Here is a 21944-nt window from a genome sequence, read left to right as displayed (position 1 = left end):
CGGATGTGGAAGCCCAGTAATGGGTGGAGCTGACCGGTACTAATAGGCCGAGGGCTTGTCCTCAGTTGCTCGCGTCCACTGTGTTAGTTCTGAAGTAACGACCGTGTTGTCATCCGGTTGGTCAACTTCATAGTGTTTCGGTGGTCATAGCGTTAGGGAAACGCCCGGTTACATTCCGAACCCGGAAGCTAAGCCTTTCAGCGCCGATGGTACTGCAGGGGGGACCCTGTGGGAGAGTAGGACGCCGCCGAACAATCATTGTGGGAAAGCCCCGCACCTTATGGTGCGGGGCTTTTCTGCGTTCAGCGGCCAGTGGGGCGGCCCCGGTCCGGCCCGGAGCTGCCCTGCTGCTTACAGCCGGCCTGCCGCCTTCAAAGCCAGATAGGCGTCCGCGAGTGCGGGGGCCAGGTTGTCAGGAGTGGCGTCCACGACCGTGACGCCGTGGCGTTGGAGTTGTTCCCCGGTGCGGAGGCGCTGGGCCTGGGCCTGGGTGGCGGCCGCGGCCTCGTAAACGCCGTCCAGGGTGCCGCGGTTGGCGGCCATGCGGGCGATGTGCGGGTCGGCGACGGAGGCCACCAGGACCGTGTGGCGCTGGGTGAGTCGAGGGAGGACCGGGAGGAGGCCCTCTTCGGTGGGGGCCGCGTCCAGGCCGGTCAGGAGGACGATCAGGGAGCGTCGGGGGGCGCGGGCCAGGGCGGTGGCGGCCAGGCCGCGGGCGTCGGTCTCGACGAGTTCGGGTTCGAGCGGAGCCAGGGCGTCGACGACGGCCGGCAGGACGTCGCTCGCGGAGCGGCCCTGGACCTGGGCGCGGAGGCGGCGGTCGTAGGCCAGCAGGTCCACGCGGTCGCCGGCGCGGGAGGCCAGGGCGGTCAGGAGGAGGGCGGCGTCCATCGAGGCATCGAGCCGGGGGACGTCGCCGACACGGCCGGCCGACGTGCGGCCGGTGTCGAGGACGATCAGGATGTGGCGGTCGCGTTCGGGGCGCCAGGTGCGGACGGCGACGGTGGTCTGGCGGGCGGTGGCCCGCCAGTCGATGGAGCGGGTGTCGTCGCCCGGCACGTACTCGCGGAGGCTGTCGAACTCGGTGCCCTCACCGCGGGTCAGAACGCTGGTGCGGCCGTCGAGTTCGCGGAGGCGGGCCAGCCGCGAGGGCAGGTGCTTGCGGCTGGTGAACGGCGGCAGGACGCGGACCGTCCAGGGGACCTCGTGGTTGCCCTGGCGGGCGGCGAGTCCGAGCGGTCCGTAGGAGCGGACCGTGACGCGCTCGGCGCGGTTGTCGCCGCGGCGGGTCGGGCGCAGGGCCGTGGTGATGCGCCGGCGTTCGCCGGCGGGGACCGTCAGGTCTTGGCGGGAGGGGGTCTGGGTGCTGCTCGGGGGCCAGGCGTCGCGGAGTTGGGCGCGCAGGCGGCGGCGCGACGGGTTGGTGACCGTGAGCTGGACGTCGGCACCGTCACCGAGTCGAACGCTTGTATCACCACTTCGGGTGAATCGGAGCGTTCGCACTGGCGCGGCCATCGCGTAGTCGCACAGAATTGCGAGTGAGAGGGGCGCGTTGACCGCGAGCATCCCCGTCCAACTGGGCGCGAGGATGCCCACGGGAAGCGATCCGAGGGCGGCGAGCAGCGCGGTTCGTCCGGTGAGGGCCATGGGGCGCCGTTCTCAGCGGGGTACGGGGACGTGGGCGAGGATCGAGCTGATGACGGAGTCGCAGGTGACTCCCTCCATCTCGGCCTCGGGCCGCAGTTGGATGCGATGACGCAGGGTCGGCAGGGCCAGGGCCTTCACGTCGTCCGGGGTGACGTAGTCCCGGCCGGTGAGCCAGGCCCAGGCGCGGGCCGTGGAGAGAAGGGCGGTGGCTCCTCGGGGGGAGACGCCGAGAGTGAGCGAGGGGGATTCACGCGTGGCACGACAGATATCGACGACATAGCCGGCGATCTCGGGGGAGACCGCCACCTTGGTCACGGCTTCCCGGGCGGCCTCGAGTTCGGCGGGGCCCGCGACGGGGCGGACTCCCGCGGCCTTCAGGTCGCGGGGGTCGAAGCCGGCGGCGTGGCGGGTCAGGACGCTGATCTCGTCCTCGCGTGAGGGCAGAGGGACCGTCAGCTTGAGCAGGAAGCGGTCGAGTTGGGCCTCGGGGAGAGGGTAGGTGCCCTCGTACTCGACGGGGTTCTGGGTCGCCGCGACCAGGAAGGGCTCGGGCAGCGGGCGGGGGGTGCCGTCCACGGTGACCTGGCGTTCCTCCATGGCCTCCAGGAGCGAGGACTGGGTCTTCGGAGGCGTGCGGTTGATCTCGTCGGCGAGCAGCAGGTTAGTGAAGACCGGGCCGGGCTGGAAGGAGAACTCGGCGGTCCGGGCGTCGTAGACCAGCGAGCCGGTGATGTCGCCCGGCATCAGGTCGGGGGTGAACTGGACGCGCTTGGTGTCGAGTTCGAGGGCCGAGGCGAGCGCGCGGACCAGGAGGGTCTTGGCGACGCCGGGGACGCCCTCGAGGAGGACGTGTCCGCGGCAGAGCAGGGCGACGACGAGACCGGTCACGGCGGGGTCCTGGCCGACCACGGCCTTGGCGATCTCGGTGCGCAGGGCCTCCAGGGAGGCGCGGGCGCTGTCCGAGCTCGTGGCGGTCTCGGGGGTCGGGGCGCTCATGAAGTGCGTACCTCTCTTTCGAGGGCGTCGAGTTGGTCTGCCAGGCGGATGAGAGCGGCGTCCTCGGAGGGAGCCGCGCCGAAGAGGAGCTGCCGGTGGTGTCCGGAGTCGGTGGGGAGCCGGGAAGAGAGCGCGGGGAGGAGGAGCTCGGGGGAGTGGGCGTCCTTGGTGGGGACGCCGAGGAGCGGGGCCAGCCGGCCGCGGGTGGCGGTGCGCAGGACCGTGGCGGCGCGGTCGCGGGCGCCGGCCTTGCGGTAGAGGCGGGCGCGGCCCTCGGTGGCCTCGGAGGCGCGGACGGCGACCGGGAGCCGTTCGGTCACCAGGGCGCCGAGGCGGCGGGCGCGCCAGACGGCGGCCAGGAGGGCTGCGACGGCGAGTTGGAGCGTGCCCCACAGCCAGCCGGAGGGGATCAGTTCGAGGAAGGTGCTGCCGGGGGAGTCCGCGGAGTCGGGGGTGGCAGGCGCGTCGGCGAGGGAGGGGAGGTACCAGACGAGATGGGGCCGGGAGCCGAGGAGTTGCAGGGCGAGCGAGGCATTGCCCCGCTGGTCGAGACGCTTGTTGGAGAGAAGCTCGGGGGAGCCGAGCAGGACGGTGTCGCCGGCGCCCCGGCCGGGGATGCGGACCAGGGTCGGCCGGCCGTCGGCGAGGTAGCAACGGTCTGCGGTGCCGTGGCTGGTGAGGTAGCGCTCGCCGCCCAGGTCGACGGTTCCGGCGCGGGTCGCGGCGGTCAGGGTGCAGGCGGGCTCGAGCGGTTCCACGTGCGTGCTGACGTCCGTGCTGACGCTGGGGACGAGGGTGGCGAGGGAGGCAGGGCCGGGGCCGAGGAGGACGGTGCGGCCGGCCGAGCGGGCCATCGTCTCGTGCAGGGTGGACTGCTGGTCCCCGGTCAGCAGGTCCGGGGTGGTGACCAGGAGGGTGGTGTCCGCGCCGGTGGCGGCGGTGGCCTCGGCGAGGGTGCCGGCCAGGTCGACGGTGACGCCCTGGGCCTTGAGGAGTTCGGCGACGGCCCGGCTGCCGGACGGGTCGGCGGAGCGCGGGTCGAGGCGGCCGTGGTGATCGGCGGAGCGCATCGTGGCCACGACGATGCCGCCGATCAGGATCAGGGCGAGGATCAGGAGGGCGCTGCGCGCGCGGGTCCAGATCTGGCGGGCGGACAGCGAGGTCGACGTGGGGCTGGTGGCCGTCCGGCTCATCGGGGAGCCGCCGCGAAACCGGGGGCGGCGGTGGCCGGTTCGAGGGTCGGCTTGGTCCGCTCCAGGGCGGTGTCGAGTTCCTCGATGCGGCGGTACGCGGGTTCGTCGGCGGTGCGGCCGCCGTACGTCACGTCGTCGAAGGCGCGGGCGGCGGTTCGCAGTGCGTCGGCATGGGCGGGCAGGTGCCGGCCGGCTTCGGCGGCCGCCTCGTCGGCGGTGCGGCCGGGGCGCGGGTCGAGCAGGGTGCGCTCTTCGAGGGAGCGGACGATGGCCCGCATGCGCTCCTGGACGGCCTGGTTCCACTGGCCCGCGGAGGCGTGGCGGGCGGCGGCGATCCGGTGCTCGGCGGCGGTGCGGGGGCCTTCCTCGAACAGGGAGTCGGCGCCGGTGGAGGGTGAGCGGCGCGGGGTGCCCAGGCGCCACCACAGGGCGCCGATCAGGGCGAGCACGACCATGACGATGGCCACGAGGCCGACGACGCCGCCGGGGGTCGCCCCCGCGGCCGAGTCGAAGAGCCGGCCGATCCAGTCCCAGAAGCGGTCGAGGCCGCGCTGGAGCAGGTTGGGATCGTTCTCGTGGTACATCGGTTTGGACAGTTCCCGCTCCGCCGCCTCCTGGGCGGGGACGCGGGGGATGTCCACCGGTACGTCGCCGGTCGTGCCCCCCGTGACCGTCACGCCATCAGCCTCCGTAGCCGGGCAGTCCGGCGGCGCGGGCCAGTTCGAGGTCCAGTGCCTCCCGGCGGATGCGCTGGTCGACGTAGAGGAGGGCGGTGACTCCGGCGGAGATCGGGTAGGTGATCGCGTTGATGATCACGCCGCCGATGCCGGTGATGATCAGGAACGACCAGGTGTTCTCCGGGACGGTGCCGGCGAGGAAGCCGTCGAAGCCGCCGTCGCTCGCGCCTATCGCGATGGCCGCGAAGGGGATCGTGATGATCATCGCGACGAGGAAGATGAGCAGCTGGGTGAGCAGGGTGATGCCGAAGATCCGCCACCAGGAGCCCTGGACCAGTTTGGCCGAGCGCTTCAGCGACTTGATCACGCCCTCGCGCTCCAGCATCAGCGCGGGCGAGGCGAGGCTGAAGCGGACCGTCAGCCAGATGACGGCGACGGACGCGCCGACGCCTCCGAGGAAGGCGAGGCCGGCTCCCCCGGCACCGCCGAGGATGAGGCCGGGCAGCAGGCCGGCGAGCATGATGCCGGCGCTCATCGCCATCAGCAGCAGGGTCAGTCCGAGCAGCTGGAGGAGCCGCGGGCGGGCCTCCTGCCAGGCGGCGCCGATGGTGACCGGCTTGCCCAGGACGGCGCGGCTGATCACCACGGTGAGCAGGGCGGCGCTGACCAGTGTCGCGGCCACCATGATGAGGAAGGCCGGCGCCATGCCGATCAGGCTGCTCTGCATCGAGTCGACGGACTGCCGGAGCATCTCGGCCTGGCTGGCGTCCCGGTCGATCTCCGGGGGTGCCGGGACCAGATAGCGCTGGGCCAGGATCTCGGCGATCTGGCTGATCACGCCGACCGTGACGGAGACGGCCAGGACGGTCTGCCAGTAGCGGCGCATGGTCGACACGGCGCCGTCGAGGATCTCGCCCATGGTCAGCGGGCGCAGCGGGATCACTCCCGGCTTGGCGGCCGGCGGCCTGCCCCACGGGCCGGCCGGGCGCTGTCCGGCCCGGCCGAGACCCGCCTGGGCCGGCGGCGGGGTGCCGGGGACCGGGCCGGTCGGCGGCTGCCACTGGCCGGCGGGCGGCTGGTCCTTGGACCACTGGGGGGCGGAGCCGTCCGCGTCGCCGGGCGAGGCGGGCCGGGGAATCCCGGTGTCGTCCTGGCCGTCGGAGGGAGCAGATCCGGGCGAGGTCCAGCCCGGAGTGTCGTTCACGGTCGTCCACCTCGAGGAATGGTCGCGGGGCCGGATCGGCGAACCGGCTCGGTCACTGAGGCCGTTCGCCAGGCGTGGCAGCGGGCCGGGAGCCATCGTGCCACGCGCGACCCGCCCGCGGGCCGGGCCGGTATCAGCGCCCGGTGTCCCTCCTCAGGACACCGGTCGGGTTGTCACGGTGGTGACGGATTCCCGGAAAGCCACGACACGTTGAAGCGCGGAGCGACGCGCTCTACTCCACCGTGACCGTCTGCGGTACCGCCGGCTTCGGAGCGGTCGGCCCGCGAAGCGAACCGGTCCGGCTGTCGGTCACCGGGCAGTTGGTCCGCGACCTGCTGCTGATCGGTGTCGCTGCCCGAATGCCGGTGCCGGCAGTCGAACGAGGCAGGGGGCAGTCGGGCCGTTCGGGGACGCGACCGTAGGCCCCGGCCAGCGGCGCGGGGTACGGTTCTGGGCGGCCACGGGGGTGACTTCCATGACTGACGTCCACACCCACGGACACGGACGGTCATCAGCAGCCGTTCCGGGACGATGCCGCAGGTCAGTGAGGTATCTCACCAGCCGCCTTACGACTGATACGGAAATGGGATGATGTCGATATGAAGGGACGCGTTCTTGTCGTCGACGACGACACCGCACTGGCCGAGATGCTCGGGATCGTGCTGCGTGGTGAAGGATTCGAGCCGTCGTTCGTCGCGGACGGCGACAAGGCGCTCGCCGCATTCCGTGAGGCCAAGCCGGACCTGGTGCTGCTCGACCTGATGCTGCCCGGACGGGACGGCATCGAGGTGTGCCGGCTCATCAGGGCCGAGTCGGGTGTGCCGATCGTCATGCTCACGGCCAAGAGCGACACGGTCGACGTCGTGGTGGGCCTGGAGTCCGGGGCCGACGACTACATCGTCAAGCCGTTCAAGCCGAAGGAGCTCGTCGCCCGGATCCGGGCGCGGCTGCGGAGGTCGGAGGAGCCGGCGCCGGAGCAGTTGGCGATCGGCGATCTGGTGATCGACGTGGCGGGTCACTCGGTGAAGCGGGACGGGCAGTCCATCGCCCTGACGCCGCTCGAGTTCGACCTGCTGGTGGCGCTGGCCCGCAAGCCGTGGCAGGTGTTCACCCGTGAGGTCCTGCTGGAGCAGGTGTGGGGCTATCGGCACGCGGCCGACACCCGACTGGTGAACGTGCACGTCCAGCGACTGCGCTCGAAGGTCGAGAAGGACCCCGAGCGCCCGGAGATCGTGGTCACCGTGCGCGGTGTCGGGTACAAGGCGGGGCCGAGCTGACATGAGCGCAGGCAGTACTGCTCCGAAGCCCGGGGAGCCGGGAGTCCGGACGGGGCGGGCTGCCGGACCGGGGCGGGGGGGTTCCCGTTTCGGCCGTCTGCTTCAGGACGGGGCACCGGGTGGGCCGGTGTTCCGGCTCGTGGCGCGCTGGGTGCGCCGTCCGTTGCTGCCCGCCGTACGCCTGTGGCGGCGCAACCTGCAGGTGCGGGTGGTCGCGGGCACCCTGCTCATGTCCCTCGGAGTGGTCCTGCTCCTCGGCCTGGTCGTCATCGGCCAGGTCCGCAACGGTCTGCTCGACGCCAAGGAGAAGGCCGCGCAGAGCCAGGCCGCCGGCGGTTTCTCCGCCGCCCAGGACCGGGCGGCGACCACGCCGCCGGCCCCGGGCGGGCAGGACGGCGGCCGGGCCGGCTCGTCGGTGAACTGGCGCTCGACCCTCGTCGAGCAGCTGGCCAGCGGCGGGCAGAGCGCGTACAACGTGGTGGCGCTGTCCCTGGAGACCGGGGACACCGCGAGCCGCGGCGCGCGCGCCTCCGGTGAGGTCGATCCGACCACCAGCATCCCCGCCGACCTGCGGCACAGCGTGGCCCAGGGCACCAGTACCTTCCAGAAGTTCGCCAGGATCCACTACACCAGCGGCAAGGCGTCCGAGGCCGGGCTGGTGATCGGCAAGCGGCTCAACGACGCCGACGGCACCCCGTACGAGCTGTACTACCTCTTCCCGCTCACGCAGGAGGAGGACTCCCTCGCCCTGGTCAAGGGCACCCTCGCGACCGCGGGTCTGTTCGTCGTGGTGCTGCTCGGCGCGATCGCCTGGCTGGTGGTGCGGCAGGTCGTCACTCCCGTACGCATGGCCGCCGGGGTCGCCGAGCGGCTGTCCGCCAGTGGGCTCCAGGAGCGGATGAAGGTCACCGGCGAGGACGACATCGCGCGCCTCGGCGAGGCCTTCAACAAGATGGCCCAGAACCTCCAGCTGAAGATCCAGCAGCTGGAGGACCTGTCGCGGATGCAGCGGCGGTTCGTCTCGGACGTGTCGCACGAGCTGCGCACCCCGCTGACGACCGTACGGATGGCGGCCGACGTCATCCACGAGGCGCGGGTCGACTTCGACCCGGTCACCGCGCGCTCCGCCGAGCTCCTCGGCGACCAGCTCGACCGTTTCGAGTCGCTCCTGTCCGACCTCCTGGAGATCAGCCGCTTCGACGCGGGCGCGGCGGCCCTGGAGGCCGAGCCGATAGACCTGCGCCAGGTGGTACGGCGGGTCATAGGCGGAGCGGAGCCGCTGGCCGAGCGCAAGGGCTGCCGGATCCTCGTCGTGGGCGACGAGCAGCCCGTCGTGGCCGAGGCGGACGCCCGCCGGGTCGAGCGGGTGTTGCGCAACCTGGTCGTGAACGCCCTGGAGCACGGTGAGGGCCGGGACGTGACCGTGAAGCTGGCCGCCGCCGGCGGGGCCGTCGCCATCGCCGTACGCGACCACGGTGTCGGGCTCAAGCCGGGCGAGGCGGCCCGGGTCTTCAACCGGTTCTGGCGGGCCGACCCGGCCCGTGCGCGGACCACCGGCGGTACGGGCCTCGGTCTGTCGATCGCCGTCGAGGACGCCCGGCTGCACGGTGGCTGGCTGCAGGCGTGGGGCGAGCCGGGCGGCGGCTCGCAGTTCCGGCTCACCCTGCCGCGTACGGCGGACGAGCCGCTGCGTGGCTCCCCGATCCCACTGGAGCCGGAGGACTCGCGGCGCAACCGCGAGCAGGCGGCGGCCACGGCCGGCTCGGGGCCGCGCCTGACGGCGGTGCCGGTGCAGCCCGCAGGGGGCCACCCGGCGCTGCCCGTACCGCCGCGGATGACGCCCGTGCCGCGGGCGACGGTGGACCCGACGGCCCTGCCGGGCAGCGGCGCCCGGGTGGTCGCCCGGTCCGCGGCGGGCGCGGACGACGACGGGGGAGAGGCGATGGCGTCGACGCGCGCCGAGGGGGAGGACGGGACAGGTGGGCGCTGACCTTCGAGGGAAGCGGGAGACACCGGGGCGGGGAAGGCCGGTGCGCGGTGCCGTGCTGCTCGCGTGCTGCTCGCTGCTCGCGGCGGGCTGCGCGACCATGCCCGACAGCGGGGACGTACAGCCCGTGAAGGCCTCCAACCCGGGCGACTCGCAGGTGCGCGTGTACGCGGTCGCGCCGCGGGACAACGCCGATCCGGAGGAGATCGTCGACGGCTTCCTCGAGGCCATGACCAGCGACGACCCCGGTTTCGCCACGGCGCGGAAGTATCTGACGAAGCAGGCCGCCCGCACCTGGCAGCCCGAGGCGCGGATCACCGTGCTCTCCACCGCCCCCGACCGCGACCAGGCCGACCGGATGGTCGACCAGGAGACCCGGGGGCGGACCTATCCGATCTCGGGGCGGCGGATCGCGACGGTCGACGCCCGGCACGCGTACGGGCCGGAGGTCCCCGCCGAGTACAACGAGGCGATCCACGTGGTCCAGCAGCCGTCGGCGGACGGCAAGACCAAGGAGTGGCGCATCGACAGCCTGCCGTCGGGCCTGGTGCTCGGCGAGGCGGACTTCCTGCGCAACTACCGCTCGGTCAACAAGTACTACTTCGCCTCCGGGGAGAACTGGGTCGTCGCCGACCCCGTCTACATCCGGCAGCGCCAGGACCCGGTCACCCGCATGGACCCGGTGACGCAGACCGTCAAGGCGCTCCTGGAGGGCCCGACGCGCTGGCTGAGCCCCGCCGTCGACTCGCGCTTCCCGTCCGGCACGGAGCTGAGGAAGGGCGTCACGTCGCTGACGACCGACGACCAGTCCACGCTGAAGATCCCGCTCAACGCCAAGGCGGACCGGGCGAGCGCCCTCGCCTGCAAGGGGATGGCGGCGCAGCTGCTGTTCACCCTCGGCGACCTGACCTCGGTGCGGGTCGAGCAGGTGGAGCTGCAGGGCAGCGACGGCAACCGGCTGTGTCTGCTCGGCAAGGGGCAGGCCCTGGACGAGTTCTCGCCGGTCGAGGACCCCGGCCGGGCCGAGAACACGTACTACGTCGACGCGCACGGCAGGCTGATGGTGCTGTCGGCCGGCGGCAAGCAGCCGGACAAGCCGCTGGCGGTGCCCGGCCCGTTCGGCCAGAGCACGCAGCCGCTGCGGTCCGTCGCCGTGGACCGCGAGGAGAACCGCGCCGCGGGGGTCGTGCAGGAAGGGCGCGAACTGCGCGTCGCGTCGATCACCGCGGACGCCTCGGACTTCTCCGACAGCTACGGGACGTCCGGCGCCGCCGGGACCACCGAGGAGCTGCCGGCGCCGGTCGTGACCAGCAGCGCGCTGAGGCCCCAGGACCGCCTTTCCGCGCCGAGCTGGGACGGCCACGGCGACCTGTGGGTCGCCGACCGCAACCCGGTCAGGCCGCGGCTGTGGATGGTGCCCGGCGGGACGGGGGAGCGGGTCGAGGTCAGCACGCCGTGGCTGAAGGACGGTGCGCGGATCGAGTCGCTGCGGGTCTCCGCGGACGGTGTGCGGATCGCGCTCCTGGTGAAGAAGAACGACCGCACCACCCTGCAGATCGGTCGGGTCGAGCGGTCCGCCGCAGGCGGTCAGGAGACCGTCTCCGTCGTCGACCCGAAGCGGGTGGCGCCGCGCCTGGAGTCGGTCACGGCCGTGTCCTGGGCGGGTCCGAGCCGGCTCGTCGTGGTCGGTACGGAGGCCGGTGGGGTGCAGCAGGTGCGGTACGTGCAGACGGACGGCTCGACGTCGGCCACGTCGGTCCTGCCGGGCCTGAACGGGGTCACCGCGGTCGCCGCGCCGCACGGCGACCAGGTGCCGGTGGTCGCGGACTCCGGCAACGACGGCATCGTGCGCCTCGTGCCCGGGGCGAACTGGCAGCCCATGGTCAAGGACGGGACCTCGCCGGTCTACCCGGGGTGACCCGTGGCCCGGTGCTCCGGTCGATGCCCGGGTGAGTCTCTTGCCGGTCGACGCCCGGGTGAGTCTCTCCCGCCTCTGCCGGGCCCGGGCCGACGCTCTGCCGACGCCTCTGCCGGCGACCGGGTGGCCCGTCGCCGCTGTCCTGTCCGCCCCTGGTTTTCCACAGGGGTGGCCGGACTCGCGCGGCGGGGGGACAGTGGATCCATGCGGGGGTGGTGGCGCGAGATCGCCGGGCTGGTGCTGCCGGTCGCCTGCGGAGGCTGCGGGAGACCCCGTACGGCACTGTGCCCGCGGTGCGGGACCGAGCTGACCGGGCGCGGTCCGCGCCGGGTGCGGCCGCGGCCCGAACCGGCCCGGCTGCCCGTCGTCCACGCCGCCGCGCCCTACGAGGGTGCGGTGCGCGCGTTGCTCCTCGCGCACAAGGAGCGCGGGGCGCTGCCGCTGGCCGGACCCCTGGGCGGCGCGCTCGCTCGGGCCGTGGAGGCCGCCGCCGGGCCCTGTGACGCGATCGGGGCAGGCCCCCTTCTCCTCGTACCGGTGCCGTCCTCGCGGAGCTCCGTACGCGCGCGTGGCCACGATCCGACCCGGCGGATCGCGCTGGCCGCGGCCGGGCGGCTGCGGCGGGCCGGCCGGGCGGCGCGGGTCCTGCCGGTGCTGCGGCAGTGCCGGCCGGTGGCCGACCAGTCGCAGCTCGACGCGCGCGGTCGGCTCGCCAACCTCGCGGGGGCACTGGAGGTCGCCGCGGGTGGCGTACGGCTCCTGGACGAGGCCGCGCGGACGGCCGGGCGGGTGGTGCTCGTGGACGACCTGATGACGACCGGGGCGTCGCTCGCGGAGGCGGCGCGGGCACTGGATGCCGCACGCTCGGGCGTACACCGGCAGTTCATTCCCGGATTACGGGACAGCTCGAAGGAGCACGTGGCGGAAGGCGTATTCGAACAGCCGGTGGCGGCGGTAGTCGCATCCTCTCCGTCGTCGTTCGAAATAAACCGGAACTCGCGGGGAAGTTGCATCGTTGCAGGTGGTGAGAGGTGAGAGCACCCGAATGGAGGTAACTGCCGTCAGCGGGTGCCGACACCCGGCCGAACGAGCTATGTTCGGTTGTGAGGAATGGCGAAGGCTACGCCTCATCGAAAACACGGGTGCGCCTACAGGACAGGAGTTCAAGGCGAATTAACCTCGCGTTGGTGGGGTGGGGAGCTGGTCGGCGGGGGAGGAGAGGCTTAAGTCGCCAAGTCCGAGACCCCGGTAATCGCCGGAGTCTGGTGCAAAGGGAGAGGCTCGACGGCCAAGGAGCCGTACCGAGCGAATCCGGGAACGGAGTTCTGCGTGGACATCGTCGTCAAGGGCCGCAAGACCGAGGTGCCCGAGCGGTTCCGGAAGCACGTGGCCGAGAAGCTGAAGCTGGAGAAGATCCAGAAGCTCGACGGCAAGGTGATCAGCCTCGACGTCGAGGTGTCCAAGGAGCACAACCCGCGGCAGGCCGACCGGTCCGACCGCGTGGAGATCACCCTCCACTCCCGAGGCCCGGTGATCCGGGCGGAAGCTGCGGCTGCCGACCCGTACGCAGCGCTCGACCTCGCCAGCGACAAGCTCGAGGCGCGACTGCGCAAGCAGCACGACAAGCGGTTCACCCGCCGTGGCAACGGCAGGCTTTCGGCGGCCGAGGTCGCCGACGTGGTGCCCGGCGTCGCCCAGCTCAACGGAAGCGGCGAACTGGTCGCCGACGAGTCCGGCACGGTGCCCACCACGATGATGGGCTCGATCGAGGTGCAGGGCGAAGGGCCGCTGGTGGTCCGCGAGAAGACCCACAGTGCCGCACCGATGACGCTCGACCAGGCGCTCTACGAAATGGAGCTGGTCGGGCACGACTTCTATCTCTTCGTCGACTCCGACACCAAGCAGCCCAGCGTCGTCTACCGGCGACACGCGTACGACTACGGCGTCATCCACCTGGAGAGCGACCCGCTCGCTGAAGGCGGCGGCGCCGGCGGCGCACTCGGTGGCTGACCCGAAGTCGCGGACCTGACACACAACTGACACTCATGGTGCCCCTGGAGCGCCCCGCGCGCCCCCAGGGGCACCCCTGTGCGACCCCGTGCGACCCATGGGTTCACCGCACGGTCGCCCAGGCATGAAATCATGGCGTGCACGCCCAACCGGTGCTCTCCGAGGAGCGGTTGGACGCCAAAAGTGATGCAGGCACGACTTCAGGCCACGGCCTTCATGGGGGAGGAACGATGGCGGACAGCTTCGGGCCGGTGCACAGCGGGCGAGAGTCCCTTGGCACGGTGAACCCGGAGGGATCGGATTCGGACACCGGCGCGTCCCGCGACGAGCCGATCCGGGTTCTCGTCGTGGACGATCACGCCCTTTTCCGCCGCGGTCTCGAGATCGTCCTCGCGCAGGAGGAGGACATTCAGGTCGTCGGTGAGGCCGGGGACGGCGCGGAGGCCGTCGACAAGGCCGCCGATCTGCTTCCCGACATCGTTCTGATGGACGTACGGATGCCCAAGCGCGGCGGCATCGAGGCCTGCACCTCCATCAAGGAGGTCGCACCCAGCGCGAAGATCATCATGCTGACGATCAGCGACGAGGAGGCCGACCTCTACGACGCGATCAAGGCGGGGGCCACCGGCTATCTCCTGAAGGAGATCTCCACCGACGAGGTAGCCACCGCGATCCGCGCGGTCGCCGACGGCCAGTCGCAGATCAGCCCGTCGATGGCCTCGAAGCTCCTCACCGAGTTCAAGTCGATGATCCAGCGCACCGACGAGCGCCGGCTCGTGCCCGCGCCCCGGCTGACCGACCGCGAGCTGGAGGTCCTCAAGCTCGTCGCGACCGGGATGAACAACCGGGACATCGCCAAGGAACTGTTCATCTCCGAGAACACCGTGAAGAACCACGTCCGCAACATCCTGGAGAAGCTGCAGCTGCACTCCCGGATGGAGGCCGTGGTGTACGCGATGCGGGAGAAGATCCTCGAGATCCGCTGAGTCGCCCTACCTCGCGTCGCCCTACCTCGCGTCGCCCTACCTCGCGTCGCGCTTCTTCGGTCGCGCGCGCTTCCTCTAGTGCTTTCAGCCGAGGGCCTTCACCAGTTCGGGTGCAAGGTCCGGGGCGTCCACGCGCTCCACCGCCACGGCGTCGCAGCCCACCCACTCGGCCGCCTCGCGCAGCGCGGTCGCCACCGCGGGCACCGCCTTGGGGCCCTCCAGGGTCACCTGCCGGGCGACCAGGGTCCGGCCGTCCCGCGCCGGGTCCACCCGGCCGACCAGCCGGCCACCGGCCAGGACCGGCATCGCGAAATACCCGTACACCCGCTTCTGCTTCGGCACGTACGCCTCCAGTCGGTGCGTGAAGCCGAAGATGCGCTCGGTGCGGGGCCGCTCCCAGATCAGCGAGTCGAAGGGCGAGAGCAGCGTCGTGCGGTGCCGGCCGCGCGGCTCGGTCGCGAGCGCCGCCGGATCGGCCCAGGCCGGCTTCCCCCAGCCGGCCACCGTGACCGGGACCAGACCCGAGGCCTCCACCACGGAGTCGAAGGACTCGGCCTTGATCCGGTGGTAGTCGGCGATGTCCGTGCGGGTGCCGACGCCCAGGGCCTCCCCGGCCTGCCGTACGAGACGGCGCAGGCACTCCGTGTCGTCGAGGTCGTCGTGCAGCAGCGCGTCCGGGATCGCCCGCTCGGCCAGGTCGTAGACCCGCTTCCAGCCGCGCCGCTCGGTGACCACCACCTCGCCGTACATCAGCGCCCGCTCGACGGCGATCTTCGAGTCGGACCAGTCCCACCACTCGCCCTTGTTCTTGGCGCCGCCCAGCTCGGTCGCGGTCCGCGGCCCCTCGGCCCTGAGCTGCGCGATCACCGCCTCGTAGGCGCCGTCCGAGAGCTGGTGGGCCCAGTGCGGGCGGTCGCGGTAGGCGCGGCGGCGGAAGGCGAAGAGCGGCCACTCCTCGACGGGCAGGATGCAGGCCGCGTGCGACCAGTACTCGAAGGCGTGGCCCTCGGTCCAGTAGGCGTCCTCGACCGTGCGGCGGCCGACGGCGCCCAGGCGCGCGTACGGGATCAGCTCGTGCGAGCGGGCCAGGACCGAGATGGTGTCCAGCTGGACCTGGCCGAGATGGCGCAGCACGCCCCGCACCCCGGCCCGGCGGTCGGGGGCCCCGAGGAACCCCTGGGCCCGCAGGGCGATCCGGCGGGCTTCGTCGGCGGAGAGTTCGGCGGCGGGGCGCGGCGCAGTCGTCATGGTCCGCACCCTAGAGGGCGGCACTGACAGCGGGCCGGGCACCGGTGCGTACGGCAATGGCGGGGGCCCGGGCCCGGTGGGTGCGGCAATGGCGGGGGCCGGGCCCGGTGGGTGCGGAGTGCGGGCCGGGCCCGGTGTGTGCTCGCGCCGGGCCCGGTGTGTGCGTCGTGTCGGGCCCCCTGCGTGCGCCTGGTCAGTCGTGGGTGCGGACCTGCGCCGGCAGGTACGGGACCGGGGACGGCAGGCCCAGGTCGGAGGGGAGCAGCGAGCCGATCCACGCGTCGCGGACCGTGCCGTTGTTGACCAGACCCGCCCGCTCGACGCCCTCCAGCGTGAAGCCGGCCCGCTCGGCGACCGCCCGCGAGGCCGTGTTGCCGACCTCGGCGCGCCACAGCAGGCGGTGCACGCCGAGCGCGGTGAAGGCCCAGTGGGCGAGGGCGCCGACGGCCTCCGTCATGTAGCCGCGGCCCCGGTGCTCCTTGCCCAGCCAGAAGCCGACCTCCCGGATGCCCTGGCCCCGCGCGTGCAGACCCGCCGCGGCGAGCAGCGGCCCGCCCTCCAGCGGCTCGACCGCGAAGGAGTACTCCCCGTCCTGGCGCCAGCCGTCCGGCACGATGCGGGTCACGAACAGCTCGGCGTCCGCCCGGACGTACGGCGAGGGGACCGTCGTCCAGCGCTGGATGTCGGGGTCCTGACAGGCAGCGTGGACCGCCTCGGCGTCCTCCGGCACGAAGGGGCGCAGCCGCAGTCTGTCGGTGGTGAGTGTGATCGGGTCCATGACGGAATTGTGGTGACCCGCCCGGGTCGATGCGAACACTTTTCGGCCGGGCGGCACCTTCGGGCCACCTCGTGCGTTCTCTCTTACGGGCGGGAGAGGGGCCTCCTGGCATGCGGGCCTCCCTCCGCGCGTGCGGTCTCGCTTACGATGGCCGTTGCGGTGGGGACCACCTGCCGTGCCCGCGCCCGAGTCATGACAAGACCCAGTGCCAGGCCCGACCGGCAAGGAGACCAGCCTCAGTGTCCGTCTTCAACAAGCTCATGCGTGCAGGCGAAGGCAAGATCCTGCGCAAACTGCACCGCATCGCGGACCAGGTCAACTCCATCGAAGAGGACTTCGCCAACCTCTCCGACGCCGAGTTGCGGGCGCTCACCGAGGAGTACAAGCAGCGGTACGCCGACGGTGAGAGCCTCGACGACCTGCTCCCCGAGGCGTTCGCCACCGTCCGCGAGGCCGCCAAGCGCGTCCTGGGCCAGCGTCACTACGACGTCCAGATCATGGGCGGCGCGGCCCTCCACCTCGGCTATGTCGCCGAGATGAAGACCGGTGAGGGCAAGACCCTCGTCGGTACCCTCCCGGCGTATCTGAACGCGCTGTCCGGCAAGGGCGTGCACCTGATCACGGTGAACGACTACCTGGCCGAGCGCGACTCCGAGATGATGGGCCGGGTGCACCGCTTCCTGGGCCTGAACGTCGGCTGCATCCTCGCCAACATGACGCCCGCCCAGCGCCGCGAGCAGTACGCCTGCGACATCACGTACGGCACGAACAACGAGTTCGGCTTCGACTACCTGCGCGACAACATGGCGTGGTCCCAGGAGGAGCTCGTCCAGCGCGGTCACAACTACGCGTGCGTCGACGAGGTCGACTCGATCCTCGTCGACGAGGCCCGTACGCCGCTGATCATCTCCGGCCCGGCGGACCAGGCCACCAAGTGGTACGGCGACTTCGCCAAGCTGGTCACCCGCCTCACCAAGGGCGAGCCCGGCAACCCGCTGAAGGGCATCGAGGAGACCGGCGACTACGAGGTCGACGAGAAGAAGCGGACCGTCGGCATCCACGAGTCCGGCGTCGCCAAGGTCGAGGACTGGCTGGGCATCGACAACCTCTACGAGTCCGTGAACACCCCGCTCGTCGGCTACCTGAACAACGCCATCAAGGCCAAGGAACTGTTCAAGAAGGACAAGGACTACGTCGTCATGGACGGCGAAGTCATGATCGTCGACGAGCACACCGGCCGTATCCTCGCCGGCCGCCGCTACAACGAGGGCATGCACCAGGCGATCGAGGCGAAGGAAGGGGTGGCGATCAAGGACGAGAACCAGACCCTCGCCACGATCACCCTCCAGAACTTCTTCCGCCTCTACGACAAGCTCTCCGGCATGACCGGTACGGCCATGACCGAGGCGGCCGAGTTCCACCAGATCTACAAGCTGGGCGTCGTGCCGATCCCGACGAACAAGCCCATGCAGCGACTGGACCAGCCGGACCTGATCTACCGGACCGAGGTCGCCAAGTTCGCCGCCGTCGTCGACGACATCGCCGAGAAGCACGAGAAGGGCCAGCCGGTCCTCGTCGGCACCACCTCGGTCGAGAAGTCCGAGTACCTCTCGCAGCAGCTCAGCAAGCGCGGCATCCAGCACGAGGTGCTGAACGCCAAGCACCACGAGCGCGAGGCCGCGATCGTCGCCCAGGCGGGCCGCAAGGGCGCCGTCACCGTCGCCACGAACATGGCCGGCCGCGGTACGGACATCAAGCTCGGCGGCAACCCCGACGACCTCGCCGAGGCCGAGCTGCGCCAGGCGGGCCTGGACCCGGTCGAGCACGTCGAGGAGTGGGCCGCGGCCCTTCCGGGCGCCCTCGAGCGGGCCGAGAAGGCCGTGAAGGCGGAGTTCGAGGAGGTCAAGGAGCTCGGCGGGCTCTACGTCCTCGGCACCGAGCGGCACGAGTCGCGGCGTATCGACAACCAGCTGCGCGGTCGTTCCGGTCGTCAGGGCGACCCGGGCGAGTCGCGGTTCTACCTTTCGCTGGGCGACGACCTGATGCGGCTGTTCAAGGCGCAGATGGTCGAGCGGGTCATGGCGATGGCCAACGTGCCGGACGACGTGCCGATCGAGAACAAGATGGTCACCCGGGCCATCGCCTCCGCGCAGGGGCAGGTCGAGAGCCAGAACTTCGAGACGCGTAAGAACGTCCTGAAGTACGACGAGGTCCTCAACCGGCAGCGCGAGGTCATCTACGGCGAGCGCCGCCGCGTCCTCGAGGGCGAGGACCTGCACGAGCAGGTGCGCCACTTCATGGACGACACGATCGACGACTACATCCGCCAGGAGACCGCCGACGGCTTCGCCGAGGAGTGGGACCTGGACCGGCTGTGGACCGCGTTCAAGCAGCTCTACCCGGTCAAGGTCACGGTCGACGAGCTGGAGGACGCGGCCGGGGACCGGGCCGGCATCACCGCCGAGTTCATCGCCGAGTCGGTCAAGGACGACATCCACGAGCAGTACGACGCGCGTGAGAAGACGCTCGGCTCGGACATCATGCGTGAGCTGGAGCGGCGGGTCGTCCTGTCGGTGCTCGACCGCAAGTGGCGTGAGCACCTCTACGAGATGGACTACCTGCAGGAGGGCATCGGCCTCCGGGCGATGGCCCAGAAGGACCCGCTGGTCGAGTACCAGCGCGAGGGCTTCGACATGTTCTCCGCGATGATGGAGGGCATCAAGGAGGAGTCCGTCGGCTACCTGTTCAACCTGGAGGTCCAGGTCGAGCAGCAGGTCGAGGAGGTCCCGGTGCAGGGCGCCGTCGAGGGCACCTCGCTGGAGAAGCAGGACGCCGTGCCGGCGGGCGCCGGGCGACCGGAGATCCGCGCCAAGGGGCTGGACGCGCCGCAGCGGCCGGACCGGCTGCACTTCTCCGCGCCGAAGGTCGACGGGGACGGGTCGGTCATCGAGGGTGACTTCGCCTCGGACGAGGGCGGGGCCGGTTCTGGTGACGGGATGACGCGTGCCGAGCGCCGTAAGGCGCAGAAGAGTGCGGGTGGGCGTCGGCGTAAGAAGTAGCGCGCCGTTTGAGCGGAAAGGGCCGGTCGCCGTTGTGGTGGCCGGCCTTTCGTGTGGTGGGTGAGGGTCGGTCGTCGTTGTGGTGGTCGGTGCGTGGGGGCCGCTGCGGGGGCTGTGTTCGGGACTGCATGATTTACGGCGCGGTCGGCTGCCTGAGAAGCGCGGGGCCTTGTTCCGCGCCACAAATCACGCTTTACGTCCCGAACCCAGCCCCCGCAGCGGCCCCCACTCCCGTTGTCGGCGGGTCGGCGCGCCGGTGGGGGGCTCAGGGGCGCCTCGTGGTCCCTACGCGGGTAGGCCGTCCAGTTCCACTGCCGCGCAGCGCCAGCGGCGGTCCTGGCCCCGTTCCAGGCGGAAGGCGAGGGCTCGGACGCGGTCGCCGGTGGTGAAGTTGGCGCAGACCTCGACCGCGTCGGGGCCTGGTGGGTGGGCGGAGCAGCGGCGCAGGACCGGGCGGCCGCCGGAGCGGAGTGGTGTCTCAGGGGCCAGGGCGACCAGCTGGTCGTACGCCTCGCCGACGGTGTGGCCCAGCATCCAGTGGACCGGGCGTTCCCCGCTCAGTACGGCCAGGAGGCGTTCGGCGAACATCACGTGCGGCAGTACGTGGCGTGGTGGCCTCGTGCCAGCCCGCCCGCGCGGGCCCGTTCCGGCCGGCCCGGCGGGGCGGGCCGGCCTGGGGTGGGTGGGTGTCGTCGGCATGGGATCCCCGTTCGTCGCGTTGAGTCACCGTCGTTTACCAGTCGGTAACTTTGTTGGTGATCTTGTACGGGGATGGGGCCGCGGGTGGCAAGGGCGGGTGGGGTGGGGTGTTCGCGGTTGGCGGATTCACCTATCAGGGTGATGGGGCGGTGTCGTAGCCGTATTCGGGGGGTGCGTGCGCCGTCGGCGAGGGGTCGCGCGGGGGCTGGGTCCTGCCCCCGAAGGGGGACTCCGCACGTATCCTGAGGGCGTCTCCGACTACGAAAGCGGCCAGCCATGCGCGTGTACGTCCCCCTGACCCTTCCCGGTCTCGCACAGGCGCACAAGGCGGGCGAGCTCGGGCCCGGGCCCCTCACCGCCTACGCCGTCACCCCGGCTTTGCGAGAGTGGTACGTCTCCGACGACATCGAGGAGCTGGAGTACGCCGCCCTCAACCGTGCCGCCGCCGCCTCCCTCCGGCTGCTCGCCGGTGACCCGGGCGCGGCCAGGCGCCGGATCGTCGTCGCCGTCGACGTCCCGGACCGGGACGCGGTCGTCGACCCCGATCGTGGGCTCGACGCCAGTGCGCTCGGGGAGGTGCGTATCGCCGCCGCTGTCCCGCTGGTCAAGGCCGCGGCCGTGCATGCGGATGCCGATGACGCCGAGGGTGACGTCTCGGCCGCCGCGGACGCGCTGGGGGCCGCCGACCAGGGTGACGACGACGCGCAGTTCGTGGTGGACGGTGCCGAGGACCACGAGCTGCTCTGGTTCGGGGTGCAGGAGATTCCGGGGCTGCTCGGCTGACCCGGCGCGGTACCGTGGCCTGCTATGGGGAAGCACGCTAAGCACCTGGTCTGGGACTGGAACGGCACTCTGCTCGACGACATCAGTGCGGTCATCGGGGCGACGAACGCCGCCTTCGCCGAGCTGGGGCTCGAATCGATCACTCTGGAGCGGTACCGGGAGCTGTACATGGTGCCCGTGCCGAAGTTCTACGAGCGCCTGATGGGGCGGCTGCCCACGGATGAGGAATGGGTCCTCATGGACGGTGCCTTTCACCGGCACTACTGGCAGCGGGCCGAGGGCTGCGGGCTCACCGCGGGCGCCGCGGAGCTGCTCGCGGCGCGGCAGGCGTCCGGGCTCACCCAGTCGCTGCTGTCGCTCGCGCCCCACGGGGAGCTGATACCGCTGGTGCGGCGGCACGGGATCGCCGAGCGGTTCCTGCGTGTCGACGGGCGGGTCGACCGGTCCACGGACGGCAAGTCGGGGCACATGGTGCGGCACCTCGCGGCGCTGGAGGGGGTGCCGGCGGAGCGGGTCGTGGTCATCGGTGACGCGGCGGATGACGCTGTCGCGGCGGCGCACGTGGGCGCCAGGGCGGTGCTCTACACCGGGGGGTCGCACAGCCGGGCGTCGCTTGAGCGGGTCGGTGTGCCCGTCGTCGACTCGCTGGAAGAGGCGGTCGCCGTGGCGGAGGAGCTGGTCTAGGCCTGTCTTCCGGATCAGCCCGATGCATGGCTTGGGTGCCTTCGGGGTGCAGATGTGCCGCACCCCGCGGCCCCGGGATGATCCGAAAGGCACGGGTCAGGCGCGGGTCGGCTGCGGGGGGTTCGCCTTGCTCCCGCCCGCGCGTCCTTACGCCTTCGTTTCCCGCAGGACCCTCAGGAACTCCCGCATCCACGTCGGGTGGTCCGGCCATGCGCGGGACGACACCAGCATGCCGTCGACCACCGCCGCAGTGTCCTGGAAGCTCGCGCCCGCGGCCTGCATGTCCAGTTCCAGGGCCGGGTAGGCCGTGACGCGGCGGCCCTCCAGGCTGCCGATGGCGGCGGTCAGGAGCGGGCCGTGGCAGATCTGGGCCACCGGCTTGTCCGCGTCGAAGAACGACTTCAGGATCTTGCGGAGTTCCGGGTCGTTGCGCAGGTACTCCGGTGCCCGGCCGCCCGGGATCACCACCGCCACGTACTCGCCCGGGTCGACCTCCGAGAAGGCCAGGTCGGCCGGCCAGGTGTAGCCGGGCTTCTCCGTGTACGTGTCGTAGCCGGGCTCGAAGTCGTGGACGACGAACCGCAGCTGTTTGCGGGCCGGGGCCGCGATGTCGACCTCGTAACCCTCTTCGAGGAGGCGCTGGTACGGGTACATGACCTCCAGCGACTCCGCCGCGTCCCCGGTCACGATCAAGATCTTCGCCATGGCGACTCCCAGATCCCTGATGTCGATGGGCCCCGGGTAACCATTCGTCGCTGTCCAGATCGTCAAACTTCCCGTCCTGCTTTTGTACACATA

Annotated in this window: 18 protein-coding genes and 1 rRNA gene; 10 read left to right on the top strand and 9 right to left on the bottom strand. The window is 71.6% G+C overall.

Annotated elements, in window-relative coordinates:
• The first annotated feature begins 136 nt into the window (after positions 1 to 136).
• Positions 137 to 253 (top strand): 5S ribosomal RNA (gene rrf / locus ACIGEZ_RS05850).
• 98 nt (positions 254 to 351) lie between these two features.
• Here the strand turns inward: rrf and ACIGEZ_RS05845 are convergent.
• From ACIGEZ_RS05845 to ACIGEZ_RS05825, 5 genes are read right to left on the bottom strand one after another with little or no spacing between them, the layout of a single operon-like run.
• On the bottom strand, positions 352 to 1647 hold the full coding sequence (locus ACIGEZ_RS05845) for a DUF58 domain-containing protein (protein ID WP_399826117.1): 1296 nt from the start codon (positions 1645 to 1647) through the stop codon (positions 352 to 354).
• Positions 1648 to 1659: 12 nt separating this feature from the next.
• A complete protein-coding gene (locus tag ACIGEZ_RS05840) occupies positions 1660 to 2643 on the bottom strand; it encodes an AAA family ATPase (protein WP_399826115.1) in 984 nt (327 codons plus the stop codon).
• Positions 2640 to 3836, bottom strand: coding sequence for a DUF4350 domain-containing protein (locus ACIGEZ_RS05835; protein WP_399826112.1), 1197 nt, complete (start codon positions 3834 to 3836; stop codon positions 2640 to 2642). The genes ACIGEZ_RS05840 and ACIGEZ_RS05835 overlap by 4 nt, the downstream gene beginning before the upstream one ends.
• A complete protein-coding gene (locus tag ACIGEZ_RS05830; protein WP_399826110.1) occupies positions 3833 to 4513 on the bottom strand; it encodes a DUF4129 domain-containing protein in 681 nt (226 codons plus the stop codon). Before ACIGEZ_RS05830 ends, ACIGEZ_RS05835 begins: the two co-directional genes overlap by 4 nt.
• Before the next feature lie 4 nt (positions 4514 to 4517).
• Positions 4518 to 5717 (bottom strand): hypothetical protein, encoded by a 1200-nt coding sequence (locus tag ACIGEZ_RS05825; RefSeq protein ID WP_399826108.1) that lies wholly within the window; start codon positions 5715 to 5717, stop codon positions 4518 to 4520.
• A gap of 599 nt (positions 5718 to 6316) precedes the next feature.
• Here ACIGEZ_RS05825 and mtrA point away from each other — a divergent pair.
• From mtrA to ACIGEZ_RS05795, 6 genes are all read left to right on the top strand, one after another.
• Entirely contained in the window at positions 6317 to 6994 is a 678-nt protein-coding gene (gene mtrA / locus ACIGEZ_RS05820) for a two-component system response regulator MtrA (RefSeq protein WP_009333493.1), read from the top strand.
• A gap of 1 nt (position 6995) precedes the next feature.
• A complete protein-coding gene (gene mtrB, locus ACIGEZ_RS05815; RefSeq protein WP_399826103.1) occupies positions 6996 to 8984 on the top strand; it encodes an MtrAB system histidine kinase MtrB in 1989 nt (662 codons plus the stop codon).
• Complete coding sequence (locus tag ACIGEZ_RS05810; RefSeq protein WP_399826101.1) at positions 8974 to 10899, top strand: LpqB family beta-propeller domain-containing protein; 1926 nt, start codon at positions 8974 to 8976, stop codon at positions 10897 to 10899. Before mtrB ends, ACIGEZ_RS05810 begins: the two co-directional genes overlap by 11 nt.
• A 204-nt stretch (positions 10900 to 11103) precedes the next feature.
• Positions 11104 to 11934, top strand: a complete 831-nt coding sequence (locus tag ACIGEZ_RS05805; RefSeq protein ID WP_399826099.1) for a ComF family protein — start codon at positions 11104 to 11106, stop codon at positions 11932 to 11934.
• A gap of 294 nt (positions 11935 to 12228) precedes the next feature.
• The gene (hpf, locus tag ACIGEZ_RS05800; RefSeq protein WP_399826098.1) at positions 12229 to 12909 is read left to right on the top strand and encodes a ribosome hibernation-promoting factor, HPF/YfiA family; all 681 of its coding nucleotides are present in this window, start codon (positions 12229 to 12231) and stop codon (positions 12907 to 12909) included.
• Positions 12910 to 13139: 230 nt separating this feature from the next.
• Positions 13140 to 13895, top strand: coding sequence for a response regulator (locus ACIGEZ_RS05795; protein ID WP_399826095.1), 756 nt, complete (start codon positions 13140 to 13142; stop codon positions 13893 to 13895).
• 84 nt (positions 13896 to 13979) lie between these two features.
• Here ACIGEZ_RS05795 and ACIGEZ_RS05790 read toward each other — a convergent pair whose 3' ends face one another.
• Positions 13980 to 15143 (bottom strand): winged helix-turn-helix domain-containing protein, encoded by a 1164-nt coding sequence (locus tag ACIGEZ_RS05790; RefSeq protein WP_399826093.1) that lies wholly within the window; start codon positions 15141 to 15143, stop codon positions 13980 to 13982.
• Positions 15144 to 15336: 193 nt separating this feature from the next.
• On the bottom strand, positions 15337 to 15921 hold the full coding sequence (locus ACIGEZ_RS05785; RefSeq protein WP_399826090.1) for a GNAT family N-acetyltransferase: 585 nt from the start codon (positions 15919 to 15921) through the stop codon (positions 15337 to 15339).
• Positions 15922 to 16160: 239 nt separating this feature from the next.
• Here ACIGEZ_RS05785 and secA point away from each other — a divergent pair, with 239 nt between their 5' ends.
• On the top strand, positions 16161 to 18980 hold the full coding sequence (secA, locus tag ACIGEZ_RS05780) for a preprotein translocase subunit SecA (protein WP_399826087.1): 2820 nt from the start codon (positions 16161 to 16163) through the stop codon (positions 18978 to 18980).
• A gap of 285 nt (positions 18981 to 19265) precedes the next feature.
• Here the strand turns inward: secA and ACIGEZ_RS05775 are convergent, their stop codons facing one another.
• Entirely contained in the window at positions 19266 to 19568 is a 303-nt protein-coding gene (locus ACIGEZ_RS05775) for an Rv3235 family protein (RefSeq protein ID WP_399826085.1), read from the bottom strand.
• Positions 19569 to 19955: 387 nt separating this feature from the next.
• Between ACIGEZ_RS05775 and ACIGEZ_RS05770 the strand changes: the two genes are divergently transcribed.
• On the top strand, positions 19956 to 20462 hold the full coding sequence (locus ACIGEZ_RS05770; RefSeq protein WP_399826083.1) for a DUF6912 family protein: 507 nt from the start codon (positions 19956 to 19958) through the stop codon (positions 20460 to 20462).
• Positions 20463 to 20486: 24 nt separating this feature from the next.
• On the top strand, positions 20487 to 21146 hold the full coding sequence (locus ACIGEZ_RS05765) for an HAD family hydrolase (RefSeq protein WP_399826080.1): 660 nt from the start codon (positions 20487 to 20489) through the stop codon (positions 21144 to 21146).
• A 147-nt stretch (positions 21147 to 21293) separates the two neighbouring features.
• Here the strand turns inward: ACIGEZ_RS05765 and ACIGEZ_RS05760 are convergent, their stop codons facing one another.
• Positions 21294 to 21851 carry a DJ-1/PfpI family protein gene (locus ACIGEZ_RS05760; RefSeq protein ID WP_399826078.1) on the bottom strand — a complete coding sequence of 186 codons (558 nt, stop codon included), beginning with the start codon at positions 21849 to 21851 and terminating at the stop codon, positions 21294 to 21296.
• Positions 21852 to 21944: the final 93 nt, after the last annotated feature.

It is taken from the genome of Streptomyces sp. NPDC085481, from assembly GCF_044541845.1.
Lineage (GTDB): Bacteria > Actinomycetota > Actinomycetes > Streptomycetales > Streptomycetaceae > Streptomyces.
Note: the sequence above shows the minus strand (reverse complement) of the source record. Positions and strands in the feature narration are given on the sequence as shown.